This is a genomic window from Pseudoalteromonas sp. SCSIO 43210 (genome assembly GCF_054133285.1).
In genome coordinates this window covers 1,583,311-1,600,992 of record NZ_CP087225.1, presented here as the reverse complement: position 1 = coordinate 1,600,992, position 17,682 = coordinate 1,583,311, and the positions used below count along the sequence as shown (strand labels likewise).

Genomic DNA, 17,682 nt, shown 5'->3' with positions numbered 1-17,682 from the left:
ACCTATTACATCGTCATGTGCAGTGAACGGGTTATTGATAAACTTGTCAGCAGTCAGCTCTTCGCGCTGGTAATAACCACGCGTTACGCCGTCACCGCCGATAAACAATTCTCCCACAGTACCTCTTGGCACTAATTGCTGATATTGATCCACTACATAGAATTGAGTGTTAGCAATGGGTGCGCCAAGATCAACACTTGTCAGCGTAACATCTGAAATGGCCGACCACACCGTAGTTTCAGTAGGGCCGTACATATTAAACACCTGACCTTGCATATGGCTTAGTACTTGTGAGGCAAGCTCTGGGGATAATGCTTCACCACCAATACACAAGTGTTTAAGTTGACCAAGTGCCGATTGACCATCAGTTTCCATTACCATTTCATGGGCAAATGTAGGTGTACACTGCATATGGGTGATCTGATGTTCAGTCATCAGTTGCGCAGGTGACCAGTGGTTCTCAAGACGCCTGGCCAGCAATTGCTGTTGTCCTGCCAACTGCCTGACATTTTGCTGCAATTGATGTAACTGCGGCAAATGATCTATGCTCAGTTGATGATCAACGCCAAAGTCAATCAAACAGGCAAGCTCTGTCACACCAATTTCCTGTAGCTCTTGAATCTGGCTCATACAGCTCTGAGGCGTGCCCATCAGGCCGCTGGTTTGGAAATGACGTTCAAAACCCATGTCCAACAGGGCATCTACGTCGTTGTACAGGTCAAGACCCGCTTGCTCTGCCAGAGGTCTAAGCAGATTAATAGACTGACGCAGGTAGTTTTTGAAAGGTTTTTCAACAATCGCTTTAACCTCGTCAATGTTCTCGCCGACAAAGGTATGGAGCATCACGGCAACCTTGAAGTCCTCGACGCGGTAACCGGCTTCTACTAAGGCGTCCTGATAAACCTTGATGTTTTTTCCAAGGGTTTCTTTGCCCTGGCTCAACAAATGGGTCAACAAGTGCGCACCAGTCAATCCTGCATTTCGGAAAGTCTCGGGATTGCCACCGGCAGTGATCCAGGTCGGCAATGTTTTTTGCACCGGTTGTGGGTGCAGATAAATCTCTACTTCTTTTCCTATACCATTGGTGCGCAGCATTGGCGCACCTTTCCAGAACTCTTTGAGCACTTCGGTATTGGTTTGTAACTTCTGATGACGGGTATGATAATCATCAGGGGCTAAAACAAAATCATTTGGATGCCAACCGGAAGCCAGGGATAATTCAACGCGACCATTGGAGATGTTATCTACCATCGACCATTCTTCGGCGACACGTATTGGGTCGTGCAGTGGCAATACCACACTACCCGAACGAATAGCAATATTATTAGTAATAGCAGCAACCGCAGCAGCAGCTACAGATGGGTTCGGGAACGGATCACCAAAGCTTGCAAAGTGACGTTCAGGGACCCAAATCGCTGCCATGTCGTGAGTATCAGCAAATTTGGCCCCTTCAAACAACAAATGGTATTTATTAACCGACTGATTACTTTCTTCAGCGGCAAAATAGAACAAACTGAAGTCAAGTGCCTTGGTGTTTTCAACCGGCACCGGACGGTCTGGTTGAACCACCACTTTGTGGCCGTTACCAAGGGTCCAGAACAATTCCAGCACCGAGATATCAAAACTGATACTGGTCACAGCAAGCCAGTGGTCCTGACCTTGTGATGTTCCAAACTGCTTATCCAAACCGGTAAACAAATTAAGCACGTTATGATGTTCAATCATAACTCCTTTGGGTTTACCTGAAGAACCAGAGGTGTAAATCATGTACGCCAAATCAGATGAAGTCAGACCAATGTCGTCTTTATCCATATTGGTTATTGCTTCATTAGTCCATTCACTGCGGTCATCGATGTAAACTTTCTGCATAGTTTCAGCAAAAGATGACTGGGTAAAGCTGTTACGTTGGGTCAGCAACAACTGTGCGTTGGAATCGCTGAGCATATGGTTAAGGCGATCAACTGGATAACTAGGATCAAGTGGCACATATGCTCCACCCGCTTTAAGGATTGCCAACAGACCAATCACCATATCCAGTGAACGCTCAATACACAGCCCGACCAAATGACCAGATTTAACCCCTAACACCTTGAGATAGTGAGCCAACTGGTTGGCTTGAAGGTTAAGTTGCTCATAGCTTAAGCTGTTGTTTTCATACACCACGGCTATAGCCTGTGGATTCAGTACAACCTGCGCTTCAAACACTTCGTGAATACATAACTCTTTAGGGTATTCAACTGCGGTATCATTCAACTCATCAATCAGCGTATTGCGCTCTTGCTCGCTAAGTACTGGCAACGACTGAATGTTAGTGTCTGGGTTAGCTACAATACCCTGCAACAGAATTTCCATACTGTTACCGAAGCGTTCAAGGGTTTGCTCATTAAACACAGCCGTATTGCAAGACCAATCAAAGATCAGATTGTCGCCATCAAAGTTAACATGCAGACCCAGTTCAAAATCAGGACTAAGCTGCTTGTCATCGTTTTCGTAAGCACGGGTTGTCACGCCAGACATGTCCAGCTCGCCATGTTCAAAGTTTTGTACCGCAAACACAATCTGGTTAAGCGGACCATAACTCATACTACGCTCAGGTTTTAGCTCTTCTACCAACATTTCAAACGGAATGTACTGATAGGTGTAGGCATCAAGTAAACGGGTTTTGTTTTCCGCCAGCAATTCAGTGAAGGAAGGATTACCTTCAAGATCGCTGCGCAGCACCAAAGTATTAACAAAGAATCCAATCATCTGCTCAAGATCCTGATGATCACGTCCGGCAGTCGGCGTACCAATCACGATATCTGTTTCATTGGAATAACGCCCGATCAACACTGAAAATGCACTTTGCAGCAACATGAACAGCGTAACGTCTTTGCTCTGGCACAAAGCCTGAATCGAACGACCCAGCTCAGGATTCAATGGACGCTTTTGAGTGATACCAACAAAAGATTGCTGTTTGGGCCGTGGATAATCCAGCGGCAAACTGTGCACCGGTGGCATACCTGCCAAATGTTGTGACCAGTACCCCAGACCTTTGACCAGTTCATCACCTACTAACCGCTTTCGCTGCCAGTTAGCGTAATCAACATATTGCAGCTCAAGTGCTGGCAATGGGTTTGCTTTGCCGTTAACAAAAGCACTATACAAACGGTTAAGTTCGTCAGTAAAAACCCCCATTGACCAACCATCAAACGCGATGTGATGCAGCATCAGCAACAATACATGTTCGATATCACCTTCAGCGTTGTTAACGGTTACGATGCTCGCTCGCAACATTAAATCGGCGCTCAAATCGAACACTCGTGCCGTTTCGGCCTGTACTCTTTGTTCAAGCTCTTGTTGCTGCTGTTCAAATGGTAAGTAAGTCAAAGACGTCTGTTCAAGTTTAAACTCGGAATTACTTTGAATGGTTTGACAAGGCTGTCCGTCAATCTCTACGTAAATAGTTCGCAGAATTTCATGACGTTCCATAATGGTTCCAAGCGCATGCTCAAGGATGGAAATATCAAGTTCGGCGCAGAATACCAGCGGGCTTGGCATATTATAATGACTGCTGCCCTCTAACTGGTCGATAAACCACAAGCGCTGCTGGGCAAAAGATAACGGCAATACACTGTCGCGAGCTACGTTGCTAATGCTGACATGTTCAACCGTTGCAGCACTATCGATCACTACAGAAAGTGCAATAACTGTACTATGTTCAAACACATCACGCAGCGCCACGGTAACAGAGAACACTTCATTGATGGCTGTGGTCAAACTCATTGCTAGCAATGAGTTACCACCAAAATCGAAAAACGGCACGTCGGCTGAAATGGTCTCTACCGGCAACAATTCAGACCAGATTTGACACAAACGCTGTTCGGTTTCGGTTGTTGGTGCGACATATTGTACCTGCATCATCTGATTTAAATCAGGCTCAGGCAAACGTTTTCGATCTACTTTACCATTGGTGGTCAGCGGCATTTTGTTTATGCTCATAAAGATCGACGGTACCATGTGCTCTGGCAATCTGAGCTGTAGTTGCGTACGCAATTGCGCCGTTTTTATATCTTCATTGCCTGTCTCAGACAGGACATAACCCACCAGATAACTATCCTGATGATAAGTAACTACCGCATCTTTAACATCGGTGCAACTGCGTAGGTGTTGTTCGATTTCGCCAAGCTCAATCCTGAAACCACGCAGTTTGATCTGATGATCAACACGGCCAACATATTCAACCACACCCTGTGGTAACCAGCGAACCAAATCACCAGTTTTGTAAAGTCGCGAAGCCGCATCATCACTAAAGGGGTTGGCAATGAATTTTTCTTCTGTCAATGCCGCCTGATTCAAATAACCACGGGATACTCCATCACCACCGATGTACAGTTCACCAACAGCACCTATCGGCACAGGCTGACCCTGATCAGACAAAACATAAACCAAAGTATCGGCAATGGCTCGCCCGATAGGAAGTGATTGGACTGATTCGATATCACGGTCGACAACATGACAACAAGCAAAGGTGACACATTCTGTCGGGCCATAACCGTTAACTACCCTGATGTTCGGATTCATATCATACAAGCATGCTACTGACTTGGCAGATACCACATCACCACCGGTCACTATCGTGCGCAATGGTGTATGTGCGGTATCTTTTGCGTCAACCCACACGTCAAACAGCCCTGCCGTCAACCACGCCAGATTGATCTTATTTTCGACTATGGTACGGTTGATTTGGTTAACATCAATTTTGTCTTGCGGGTAACAACACACAGTGCCGCCATTTAACAGCGGCACCCAAATTTCAAAGGTTGCCGCGTCAAAAGAGATTGGTGCGGCGTGCAACACTCTAAGCGGCTCATCGATACCTATGTACTGAGCTGCTCCACAAGTTAAGCGAACCACATTTTTGTGGCTGGCCATAACACCTTTTGGCTGTCCTGTTGAACCAGAGGTATAGATCACATACGCTAGATGATCCGAATGTTGCTCCACACTATCAAGGTTGTTTGTGCTGTATTTGGTCAATATGCGTGAACGGATGCTTTCATCCAGCGGCAATACTTTCAAGTCATCAAAATCAAGCTCTGACATCAATTCGCTACTAGTCAATACCAATTCAATACCGGCATCTTCGATCATAAAGTCGATGCGGTCTTCCGGCAGGTTCGGGTCAATCGGCAAATAGGCACCACCGGCTTTAACAATGCCCAGCATACCAATAAACATATCCAGAGAGCGATCAACACACAGCGCGACCAAAGAATCCGCTTTAACCTGATTTTCAACCAGAAATCCGGCGACCTGATTAGCCTGCTCATTCAGTTCTTGATAAGTCAGTGACTTATCTTCAAAAATCGCTGCTACATTATTGGGGGTCGCTGCTACCTGCGCTTCAAACATCTGACCGATACAGGCTTTGCTGTCAAAATCGGTGGCGGTGTTATTCCAGTCAATCAGGATTGACTGTTGCTGCGCAGTATCAAGTAGCGGCAATGCCTGAATGCTGGTGTCTGGGGCGGCAACAATGCCTCTAAGCAATACTTGCATGGTTTGGGAAAAACGTTCAAGGGTCTCAACTTCAAATACTGCGGTATTGCATGACCAGTAAAGTTCCAGTTCACCGTCTTTTTCAGTAACGTGCAGACCCAGTTCATAGTCTGGACTCAATTGAATGTCATCGCTTTCAAACGGTTCAAGACTTAGATCGCCAAACTCAAGATTACCGTGATCAAAGTTCTGCACAGCAAACACCACTTGATATAAGGCGTGATGAGCCAAACTGCGCTGGGGCCTAAGTTCGTCTACTAATACCTCAAACGGCATATGCTGATGGTCAAAGGCTTTAAGCAACTGTGTTTTTTGTACGGCCAGCAAATCACTAAAGCTTGGATTACCCTCAAGATTACAGCGAAGTACCAGTGTGTTGACAAAGAAACCAACCATCGAAGCCACTTCAGCCTGAGTTCTGCCCGCAACCGGGCTACCAATCACAATATCGGTTTCATTTGAGTAACGAGCCAACATGACTGAGAAAGTCGTTTGCAAAAACATAAACAGGGTTGAGTTGTGGTCTTGACATAAAGATTTGATTTGTGCGGTCAAATCACTATCGATAACAGTGGCATGGCCGACTCCGACAAAGGTTTGTTTTGCCGGACGCGGTTTGTCCAGTGGCAAGCTATGTACCGTTGGGATATCGGCTAGATACTGAGCCCAGAAGTCGAGCTGTCCCTGAAGTTCTTCGCCCTGCAACCAGTTACGCTGCCAATGAGAAAAATCGGCATACTGAATTGGCATCGGTGCTAATTCGGGAAGTTGACCTGTGATATATCCTTGATACAAAGCGCCCAATTCGCGAGTGAATGCACCGAGGGAAACACCATCAAAAGCAATGTGATGAATGGTTAACAGAAGGAATCTTTCAGACGTTTCAAGCTCGATGATCTGCGCACGTAACATCAAATCACAGCTCAAATCAAACGACTGACTTGCCTGATCCATAGCGTATTGTTTAACTTGCTTATATTGGTCAGCCGAGTTCAGCGTTACTTGCTCAAGCACAAACCTGGGCATAGGTTGAATTACCTGACAAGTTTGGCCGTCACGCTCAACATAACAGGTGCGCAACACTTCATGACGTTCAATAAGGCTGGATAATGCTTGTTCAAAAGCACCGTAATTAAAATCACCTTTAAGGCGCAACTTGTTTTGCACATTGTAATGGCTACTGCCTTCAAGTTGATCAACCAGCCACAATCGTTGCTGGGCAAAAGACAACGGCAAAACACTATCGCGCGAGACCTTGCTGATGTTGACATGTTTAACCGTTACCACACTGTCAATCAATGCACCGAGTGCATGAATGGTGTTGTGTTCAAACACATCACGCAACGCCACAATCACAGAGAACGTTTCATTAATGGCGGCGGTCAGGGTCATGACAAGCAGCGAGTTTCCCCCCAAAACAAAAAACGGCAGGTCGGCTGAAATGGTTTCTACTGACAACAAATCTGACCAAATTTGACACAGTTGCACTTCGGTAGCGGTAGATGGTGCGACATATTGTGTCTGTGTCATCTGGTTCAAATCAGGCTCAGGCAGCCTTTTACGATCCACTTTACCATTGCTAGTCAACGGCATTTTGTCCATGTTCATAAAGACCGACGGTACCATGTACTCAGGCAGCCTAGCCTGTAGTTGCGCACGCAATTGTGATGCTTGTACACCTTCGTTGCTTGCCTCAGTCAATACATAACCCACCAGATAACTGTCTTGATGGGAATTACCCTGATGGTAAGTGACTACCGCATCTTTGACATCAGTGCAGCTACTTAAGTGTTGTTCGATTTCACCCAGCTCAATTCTGAAACCACGTAGTTTTATTTGGCTATCTATACGGCCGATATATTCAATCACGCCTTGTGGCAGCCAACGAACCAAATCGCCGGTTTTGTACAGTCGCGCAGCCGCATCGTCATTGAATGGGTTAGCAATGAACTTCTCCCGAGTCAAAGCAGCCTGATTCAAGTAACCACGGGACACGGCATCACCACCGATATGCAGCTCACCAACGGCTCCTACTGGCACAGGCTGGCCCTGCTCCGACAATACATATACCAAAGTGTCGGCAATGGGGCGACCGATAGGCAATGACTGCGCAGGGTCAATATCCCGGTTGATAACATGACAACAGGCAAAAGTGACACATTCTGTCGGCCCGTAACCATTCACAACCCGAATATTCGGATTCATATCATACAAACGGGTAACTGACTTGGCAGATACCACATCACCACCGGTCACTATGGTAAGCAGCTGTGTTTGGGCGGTATCTTTACCGTCAACCCACACGTCAAACAGTCCGGCGGTCAACCATGCCAGATTGATCCCGTTTTGTTCGATGGTGCAGTTAATTTGGTCAACATCAATTTGCTCATGTGGGTAACAGCAAACAGTGCCACCACTGAGCAGCGGTAGCCAAATTTCAAAGGTGGCAGCGTCAAAAGAAATTGGCGCTGCCTGCAACACTTTAAGCGGCTGGTCAATACCTATGTATTGATCAGCGCCACTGGTTAAACGAACCACGTTTTTGTGGCTGGCCATTACACCTTTTGGCTGTCCTGTTGAACCGGAGGTATATATCACGTAGGCCAATTGTTCAGAACTTTGACCGCTGATATCAAGGTTTTTGGTACTGTACCCGGTCAATGCGCCTGCCCGGAGCCTTTCATCCAGTGACAATACTTTGAAGTTGTCAAAATCATGCTTTGACATCACTTTGCTGCTGGTCAGTATCAGTTCAACACTGCCATCAGCGATCATAAAGTCGATGCGCTCTTTGGTCAAGTTAGGGTCAATCGGCAAATAAGCACCACCGGCTTTGACAATGCCCACCATGCCAATGAACATATCCAGTGAGCGATCAATACACAGTGCTACCAAGGTATCCGCCTTGACCTGATTTTCTACCAGAAATCTTGCGACTTGATTGGCCTGCTCATTCAGTGCTTGATAAGTCAATGACTCACCTTCAAAAACCGCGGCAATATTGTTGGGATTCGCAGCCACCTGCGCTTCAAATAGCTGGCCGATACAGGCATTGCTGTCAAAATCGCTGGCGGTGTTATTCCATTCGGTCAGGATTGACTGTTGCTGCGCTGTATCGAGTAACGGCAATGACTGAATATTCTGCTCCGGCATATCAACGATGGCACTCAGCATGATCTCAAAGCTTTCTGCCAGTCGTTTGGCTGTCTGTTCAGTAAACACACTAGTATTGAAATCCCATACCAAACTCAAGCCGTCGTCCATATCGGTGACATGCAGACCCAGCTCATAGTCAGGGCTGTGCTGTTTGGTTTGGGTTTCAAACGGTTTAAGGGTCAAACCCGCAAAATCAAACACCGCCGGCTGATAATTTTCGACGGTAAAGATCACTTGATACAGTGAGTTATGATCGGATCTGCGATGTGAAATTAATTCATCCACCAACAGGTCAAACGGCAGATGCTGATGGGTAAAGGCATCCAGCACCATTTGTTTGTTGTCACCGAGCAAGTCGGTAAAACGGGGATCACCCTCCAGTTTCGAGCGCAATACTAGGGTATTGACGAAAAAGCCTATCAGTGGCTCGGCATCTTCATGGCTGCGACTGGCAATGGGTGTACCCATCACAATATCGGTCTCATTGGCATAACGACCCAGCAATACCGAGAATGCAGTTTGCAGCAACATAAACAAGGTCACGTTGTGGCTTTGGGCCAATGATTTGACCTGTTCTGTCAAGCGGTGGTTTAAGCGACAGCTGTATTCTGAGCCAACAAAAGTCTGCTTTGGTGGGCGTTTTTTATCAAGGGGCAAGCGGTGCACCAGCGGCAGCTCGGTAAGTTGCTCACGCCAGTAATCAAGCTGCTGAGACTGTACCTCCCCCTGGAACCAATTACGTTGCCAGCAAGCGAAATCGGCATATTGTACTGTTAACGGCGGCAACGGATTGGCTTTATTGTTAACAAATGCCGTATACAACTCGCTTAACTCGCGAGTGAATATGCTTAAACTTACACCGTCAAAGGCGATATGCGGTACAGTTAGGATCAATACGTGATCGTCCTGCCCCTGCACCACAACATTGGCACGCAACATCAGTTCACAGGTCAAATCAAACGGTTTTAGCACCTGCTCACGAGCAAGTTTTTCAATCTCTGTTACTTTTTCATTGACGGGCAAGTCAACCACACTAGCCTGTTCAAGAATAATGCTGACTGCACTTTGGATTAATTGATAAGCCTGACCACCACGATCGGTAAAGGTAGTTCTAAGTACTTCATGACGTTCAACCAAAGCGCTTAATGCACGCTCAAAACAAGTGTGGTCAAACTGTCCGCTTAACTGAAAAATGCTTTGCAAATTGTAATGACTGCCACCTTCAAGCTGGTCGATAAACCAAAAGCGTTGCTGGGTAAATGATGCAGGAAGCTCTTGCTCTCTGGAGACCACCGGTAATTTAACCACAACCGTTGCATGGCTGTTTTCAATCACTTTAGCCAGTTCTCCAACGGTATTGTTATCAAACACCTGTCGCAAGCTCAAACTCACTGAGAACGCGCTGTTAACAGCACTGGTTAAATGAGTCACCAAAAGTGAATGACCACCCAATTCGAAGAACGATGCATTGGTACTGACTTTTTCAAGCTTTAACAATCGCGCCCATACAGCACATAATTTTTGCTCGGTGTCAGTCACCGGAGCGACAAATTCAGTCTGCATCCATTGACTCATGTCCGGCGCTGGTAAGGCTTTGCGATCGACTTTACCTGTTTGGCTTAACGGTAGTTTATCAAGAGCAATAAAAGTGGCTGGTTGCATATATTCAGGCAAACGGCCTTTAAGCCACTGGCACACTTCATTGATAAATTCAGCATTGGCAGTTACAGATGCACTGGGCACCAGATAGGCAATCAGTTGTTTGTCTGAGCCTGAACCGCTGACCAAAATGAACGACTCGTCAACACCTTCGTTTAAATTCAAGGTTCGGACAATTTCACCCGGCTCGATTCTGAAACCGCGAATTTTCACCTGATCGTCTACACGACCAACAAAGACCAATTCGCCGTCTTCACGTAAACGCACCAAATCACCGGTACGATATAACTTCTGGCCCGGGTATTGCGCGTGCTCGATAAAAGTATCAGCGTTCAGTTTTGACTGGTTAAGATAACCCATGGCGATACCGTCACCACCCAATACCAACTCTCCGACAATGCCGATAGGCAAGAGGTTTTGCGACGGATCCATGACCATAGCAAAGCCGCCATCTATGGCTTGACCTATAGGGTAATCGGTGTTTTGTGACAGTTCTTTAATGTTGTAACTAGTACTGAAAGTGGTGTTTTCAGTAGGGCCGTAAACGTGTAATAGGTTAGTCGGCTTACCTGCTGTGAATATACGCGAGACAGCATCGTTGTCGACTAACTCACCACCAAACAGTACGTTTTTAAGCGTGCTGAAACCAGCGGGGTTGATCAACGACATTTGATTGAAAAGCGCGGTGGTCAAGAACAGGGTTGTGATCTTTTTATCTACCAGTGTTTCACTCAACAACTTAGCGTCAAGCAACACTTCTTTGCTAACAAATTGCAGTTGGGCACCGTTTAACAATGCCCCCCAAATTTCAAAGGTCGCGGCATCAAAAGAACAGTTAGACGCCTGTGCAATTACGTCTTTTTCGTTCAATTCTACATAGCGGGTATTTTTAACCAAACGCACTACGTTCAACTGATTGACAACAACCCCTTTAGGCTTACCGGTGGAGCCTGATGTATAGATGACATAAGCTAACTGTTTTGCAGGGTCGGTTGGTATTATTGTTAGATTATCTACACCCAATTGCTCTAAAGTCCCGGCCTGAAATAATACATCTACCGCAATTGGTGCAATTGAATGAGATGAAAACACAGACATACATTCGCTGTGGGTCAACACCACTTTAAGATCTGCGTCTTTAAGCATGTAGTCGACACGCTCGCCTGGATAATCCGGATCGATTGGCACATAAGCAGCACCCGCTTTTAAAATGGCCAGCATGGCGACAATCATGTCTGCGCCCCGATGCATACAAAGACCAACAAAACTGCCCTGGATTACGCCCTGCTCTATCAGATAATTGGCCAGTTGATTGGCCTGTTGGTTAAGCGTTGCATAGTTGATGTTTTCATCATCTGACAACATGGCAACATTGTCAGCATGTTGCTCTACCTGTTGTTCAAATAGCTCGACGATGGTACTAGCTTTTGGATATTCACCATGCATTTGCATCAATTGCTGCTGTTGCGCTTTATCGCTGCTCGATACCAGAGATAGCTGTTTAACATCAGTAATATCATTAGCAAAGCCGACAAGAATTTCCTGCATCGCAGACAAAATGCGGGTGATGGTAACATCTGTAAATTGCTCCGCGTTATACTTGAGCAACAATTCCAATCGCTCGCCCGGCATAACCTGTAAGGTCAAAGCGAAGTTGCTTTGCTCGTCATTTTTAAGTGAATCAAGGTCAAAAACAGATTGCGGATTTTTAATAGCTTCGTCTATCGGGTAGTTTTCAAAAACCACCAATGAATCAAACAAAGCAACATCATGGCCTAACGGGCTTGTCGCCTGAATCGCAGGCAAAGACAAATAACCATGCTCTTTACGGGTAATACTGGACTGATACAGATCCTGTAACCATGATTCAAGTGGTTGATCTTGTGAAAAATCAACGCACACAGGTAATGTATTAAGAAACAAACCAACCATTTGCTCAACACCGTTCAATTCTTCAGGTCGACCAGCAACGGTTTCACCGAACACCACCTGCTCTTCACCGCTGTAACGATGCAGCAAGTAAGCCCATGCGCCCTGAATAACGGTATTTAAGGTTGAATTACTGCGTCGCGCCAGTTGTTGCAGTTGTTCTGTCTGAGATGCTTCCAGCAACAAGCGCATCACTGGGGCGGCAGTAGTATTTTCGCCAACCACTGGCTTTTCAACACCCAGACGGGTTGTGACCTCAACGTCTTTTAATGTTTCCTGCCAGTAATTTTCGGCAACACCACTATCTTTTTGTTGCAACCATTTAATGTAGTTCGCATAAGCAGGTACTGCTCTCGATTGAATCTGCTCACCCGTGTTTAAGCTGTGATAAGTCTGGAATATTTCGGCAAAAAGATTAGCCACTGACCAACCATCAAGCAAGGCGTGGTGACTAGTCCACAGAAAACGAAATTTATCATTCGATTGACGGATCAGGGCAAAGCGCATCAAAGGCCCAAACTCGATATCAAAACCTTTGAGCTTATCGGCCTGACAATACTCGTCAAATTTGCTTTCAAATGATCCTGAGCCAGTTGACCAGTCATCTTCAAACCATGGTAATACCGATGCTGACAACACCAGTTGGTCCATTTGTTTGCCAACAAAAACAGTGCGCAATACAGGATATTGCTGTTGCATTTTCTGCCAGGCGCTCTTAAAGGCATCTACGTTTAAATCTTGCCCCAAATCCATCGATAACTGGGTCAAATAAGAAGACTGTTCCAACGCACTGTGGAACAACATGCCTTGTTGCATCGGTGTTGAGGCATAAAGGTTTTCAAATTTCGGATATTGCTGCTGCCATTGATCCAGCTGTGACTGACTTACGGTAGCCAGCGGAAAATCACTCGGGGTAAAGCTGCTGACACTAGCATTTTGACAGTGATTGATGATGTCTTTTAACGCAGTTTCAAACGCATCAGCCAGTGTTTGCATGGTTTCACAGTCAAAGCTCAAACCGTTATAGTCCAGCTCAAAGGCCAAGTTAGCACTGGTTACCATGCCGTTGAAGCCAATCGCATACTCTCTTTGACGATTTTTACTGATGGCGTCTCCGGCAAACCCTTCAGCCATAGTGAACAAGGTATCACTGTCGGCGTGGTGGTCAAACTGACCCAGGTAGTTAAATACAATCGAAGAAGGCGCAGCTAACCTTGCGGCTTTTAAATCTTCGTCGGCTGCTAAATCGTGTAACAAACCAAAACCAATGCCATGGTTTGGCACATTGCGCAATTGCTCTTTGGCCGCTTTGATCACTTGTGTGATTGAATCAGGCTCGGTGACGTTTAACGTTACCGGATAAACACTGGTGAACCAGCCGATGGTTTGACTGAGATCCAACTTGTTACTTAACGCTTCGCGGCCATGGCCTTCCAAATCAACGCGAACTTTATCCTGACCTGTCCAGCGACTCATTGCGATGAACAAAGCCGATAACAATAGGTCATTAATTTCTGTGTGATAAGCCTGATGACAACCGGTTAACAACGCCTGTGTATGACTTTGGTCAAGTTTGACGGTTATTTTTTGTGTAGTACTGTGACGGTTATCTTCAACCTGATGATCAACCAACAATGCCGGCACTTCAATATTAAGCTGAGCCAACCAATCTGCTCGCTCAGCTACAAGCTGTTCAGTTTGGGCATAATCGACTAAAAACTCTCCCCATTGCTGCAATGAATTAGTTTTGGCCGCTAGCTTAACAGCATTGCCCGCGACAAGTTGCTGATAACCCAGAGTCAAATCTTGTAACAAAACACGCCAGGAAACACCATCAACAATCATGTGATGCATTACCAGTAATACTCGACTGTCATTGCCATCGGCTTCTAAGTAAACGGCTTTAAACAACACGCCTTCACCCAATATAAAACTGCTTTGTGCCTGCTGGCCAATTTCGGCCAGACGGGTTTGATAATCTGAATGCGACAAACCACGTAAATCCTGATAGCTGATCGCATCGTCAATCATCATTGGCGTAACTGTGGTGTAGTTGGCCAACCATTGGTTGTCTTGTTTTGAAAAGACCAGTCGAAGTGCGTCATGACGCTGACACAAGGCATTCATCAAGGGATTTAGCTGCTCGGCAGTAAATTCTACTGGCACCTGTAACAATAGCGACTGATTGAAGTGATGCTGGTCTGTAGGGTCCACATTTAACCACTGCTGCATGATTGGCAGCAAAATTTGCTTGCCCAGGCTGTCGCCTTGAAAGACTGTTTCAGTTTTTTTCGTAATTGCCTGCATCGCCAGTTCAGCAATCGTATTAAATTCAAATACCTGTCTGGCAGTAATTTGGACCCCCTGCGCACGGGCACTGGAAATCACCTGCAATGTCATGATAGAGTCACCGCCGATACTGAAGAAGTTATCGTTAATACCAACCTGCTGAAGACCCAGTACGTCTTGCCAGATTTGGCATAAGGTTTTTTCCATATTGGATTGTGGTGCAAGATAACGACCAAATTGGTCAGCTTTATCTGGCTGCGGTAATGCTTTGCGATCAACCTTACCGGCTGTTGTCAACGGCATGGCATCCAATACAACATAAACAGACGGGATCATATAACCTGGCAGCTTCTGCGCAAGTTGTTGTTGCAACTGTACCGTTAATTCTGCCGTATTCTGAGCAACGACATAGGCAACTAATTGTTTTGGTTCGTCGTTCAGTAAAACAAGGCATTCACTGACCTGTTCACAAGCCAAAATAGCAGCTTCAATTTCAGGGAGTTCGATACGGAACCCACGCAGCTTAATCTGGTAGTCAACACGGCCAACAAATTCAAGGTTGCCATCTGGCAACCAACGTACCATATCGCCAGTTTGGTAAAGCCTATCACCGGCGTCAGTAGTAATGAATTTCTCATCGGTCATATCGGCGAGATTATGATAACCTTCTGCCAGTCTTTGACCTCCGATATACAGCTCCCCAACGTGACCTATTGCCATTTCACCACGATTGTCATCTAGGACAAAAAGCTGTGAACCACTGGCAGGCCGTCCAATAGGCACTTGTTGGTTCTGACCTTTATAGTCTGCCGTATCAAATACACTGGCAACAACGGTTGCTTCTGTTGGACCATAGGTGTTTAGAAGTCGAACTTTGCGGTCAACAACCTGTTTCCATTTCTGCAACGCTTTGAAAGACATAGCTTCGCCACCGAGGATCACAAGTCGCAAATCGCTGTTGTTAAGCTTTTCAAGCTCGGCTTTGTCAGCACACAAACCATGCCAAAAGGCAGTGGGTAAAGTGATCACGCTCAAGCGGCTTTCGATAAGCTGGCCAACAAATTGTTCGCGCCCGGCCATGATCCCCTCACTGCTGACAACCAACGCTGCCCCCACGGCCAATGAAGCGCAAACTTCTTCGATAAAAATATCAAATGACAAAGAAGAAAACTGTAATACGCGATCATCTTTATTAACCTGATAATCATTTTTAATTACATCACAATAATTGGCCATGGCGCGGTGTGATACCACAACGCCCTTTGGCTGACCAGTAGATCCTGAGGTATAGATTATGTATGCGGGGTCAGAATCTACCGTTTTCAATTCTGTATTTGCGCTGGAGTATTGCTCAATATCTTCCATAATATTTTCAATACAAATAATTTTTCTCGGATCGAAAGCTAGGCTATCGACCAGCTTAGCTTCGCTTATCAACAATGCAGGTGCACTGTCTTTGAGCATAAAGCTCAAGCGTTGTTCCGGATAATCAGGGTCCAGTGGCACAAAACAACCACCCGCTTTAAGCGTCGCCAGCAATGCCAGCACGCCATACCATGAACGGTTAATGCAAACGCCAACACGGTCACCTGCTGTTAAGCCCTGCTCTTTAATATAGGCGGCCAACTGATTGGCACTTTGATTCAATTCTCTGTAGCTAATTTGCCTGTCCTGAGCCACAATAGCAATGCTGTCAGGTCTGTAGGCAACCGCCTGTTCAAACTGATGATAAAATTGTTGGTTTTGACTGCTGTCAACTTGTTTGTCATTAACACTGTAGTCTAATAATTGCTTTTGCTCGGACTCTGGCAAAAGTTGAATTTGATGGATAGGTGTTTCGGCATTGCTGAGCAACGTATCAATTAAATGGTTGGTACGGGCTTTAATCAACGCAATGTCGGCACTGTCAAAATAGGCAAAGTTGTAATCAAATTGAATTTCAGCGGTATTATTAGTTTCAGATGCCCACACCGTTATGCTGATTGGGGTCGTATCATGGTTATTGCTCAAATAGGCCAACTGGGTCTGACGACCTTCGATCACCAAATCATTTTCAAGCTGGAGGTAGTTAAATGCAACATCGTAGACTGAATCAGACCCCGGTGGCAATTTCAAATCATTGTTCAAATGACCGATTGAGTAATGTTGATGACGATAGTTTTTCTTTTGCTGACTGAAGATTTCCCTGCTGATGTCGACAAATGAGCGTTGATCATCAACATCCAGCAGCAATGGGCTGACACTGGTGAATACCCCGATCATCTCCTTTTGGCTATGGCCTTTACGGTTATGTACCGGCACCCCGAAAACTAGTTTACGGCTTTTGTAAAATTGACTGAAATAAATAACAAAAATGTTCAAATAAACTTGATTAACACCAATGCCATACTGCTTGGCAAACCCGGCAACTGCTGCAATTTGGTAGGTAGTAAGATCAAGTACCTCACGTGCGCTGGGCACCTTTTTAGGATTTTTAATCTTGTAAATATGCTGAGCTTGCAACAAGCTATCAGGTAATTCTCGACAGTACTCCGCCCAATAACTTTTGTCTTTTTGAAACTTTTTGCTGTCCAAATAACGCAGGTCTTCATCGATAATCGTCTCCCACGGGATCTGTTCGGTAATAACTGTATCATCGTCGTTGTATAAACCACCGAGCTGTTTGATCCAGTTGGCAAATCCCCACCCATCCATACAGAGATGATGACCGAAACAAATATAACGATATTCGTCATCGGCAATTTTTAACACAAACGCTTTGAATAACTCTTTATTTTCTATTTCCAGTGGCGCTTCAAACAACTCGGTTAACCATTGTTCGGCACTTTCTAAGGGATTAGGCAGGGTTGAAAAATCATGTACCGATAAAGTTAGCGTACGCTCATTGCTAATGGTCTGACGGATGCCTTCATCGTCGGCAATAATACGGATGCCGAATGCGTCATGACGCATAACAAGTATCTGATGAGCTTTAGTTAGTTTATCTACATCAACCCTACCAAAGCGAACATAACCACCGATATTGTACAATGGGTTATCAGGATAATGCAGCTGGTCAAAATAAATATCTTGCTGCGTTTGCGACAAAGGGAAGTGTTTAGTTGTCAT

General features: G+C 45.6%; 1 protein-coding gene (only partly in view). It reads right to left on the bottom strand.

Translation table 11 applies throughout. From position 1 onward, the window contains the following. On the bottom strand, positions 1-17,682 hold the 5' portion of the coding sequence (locus tag LOS73_RS06960; protein ID WP_457934728.1) for a non-ribosomal peptide synthase/polyketide synthase. Its footprint begins 9,996 nt before the window's first position; only the first 17,682 of its 27,678 coding nucleotides appear in the window; it begins with the start codon at positions 17,680-17,682; its stop codon lies beyond the left edge, outside the window.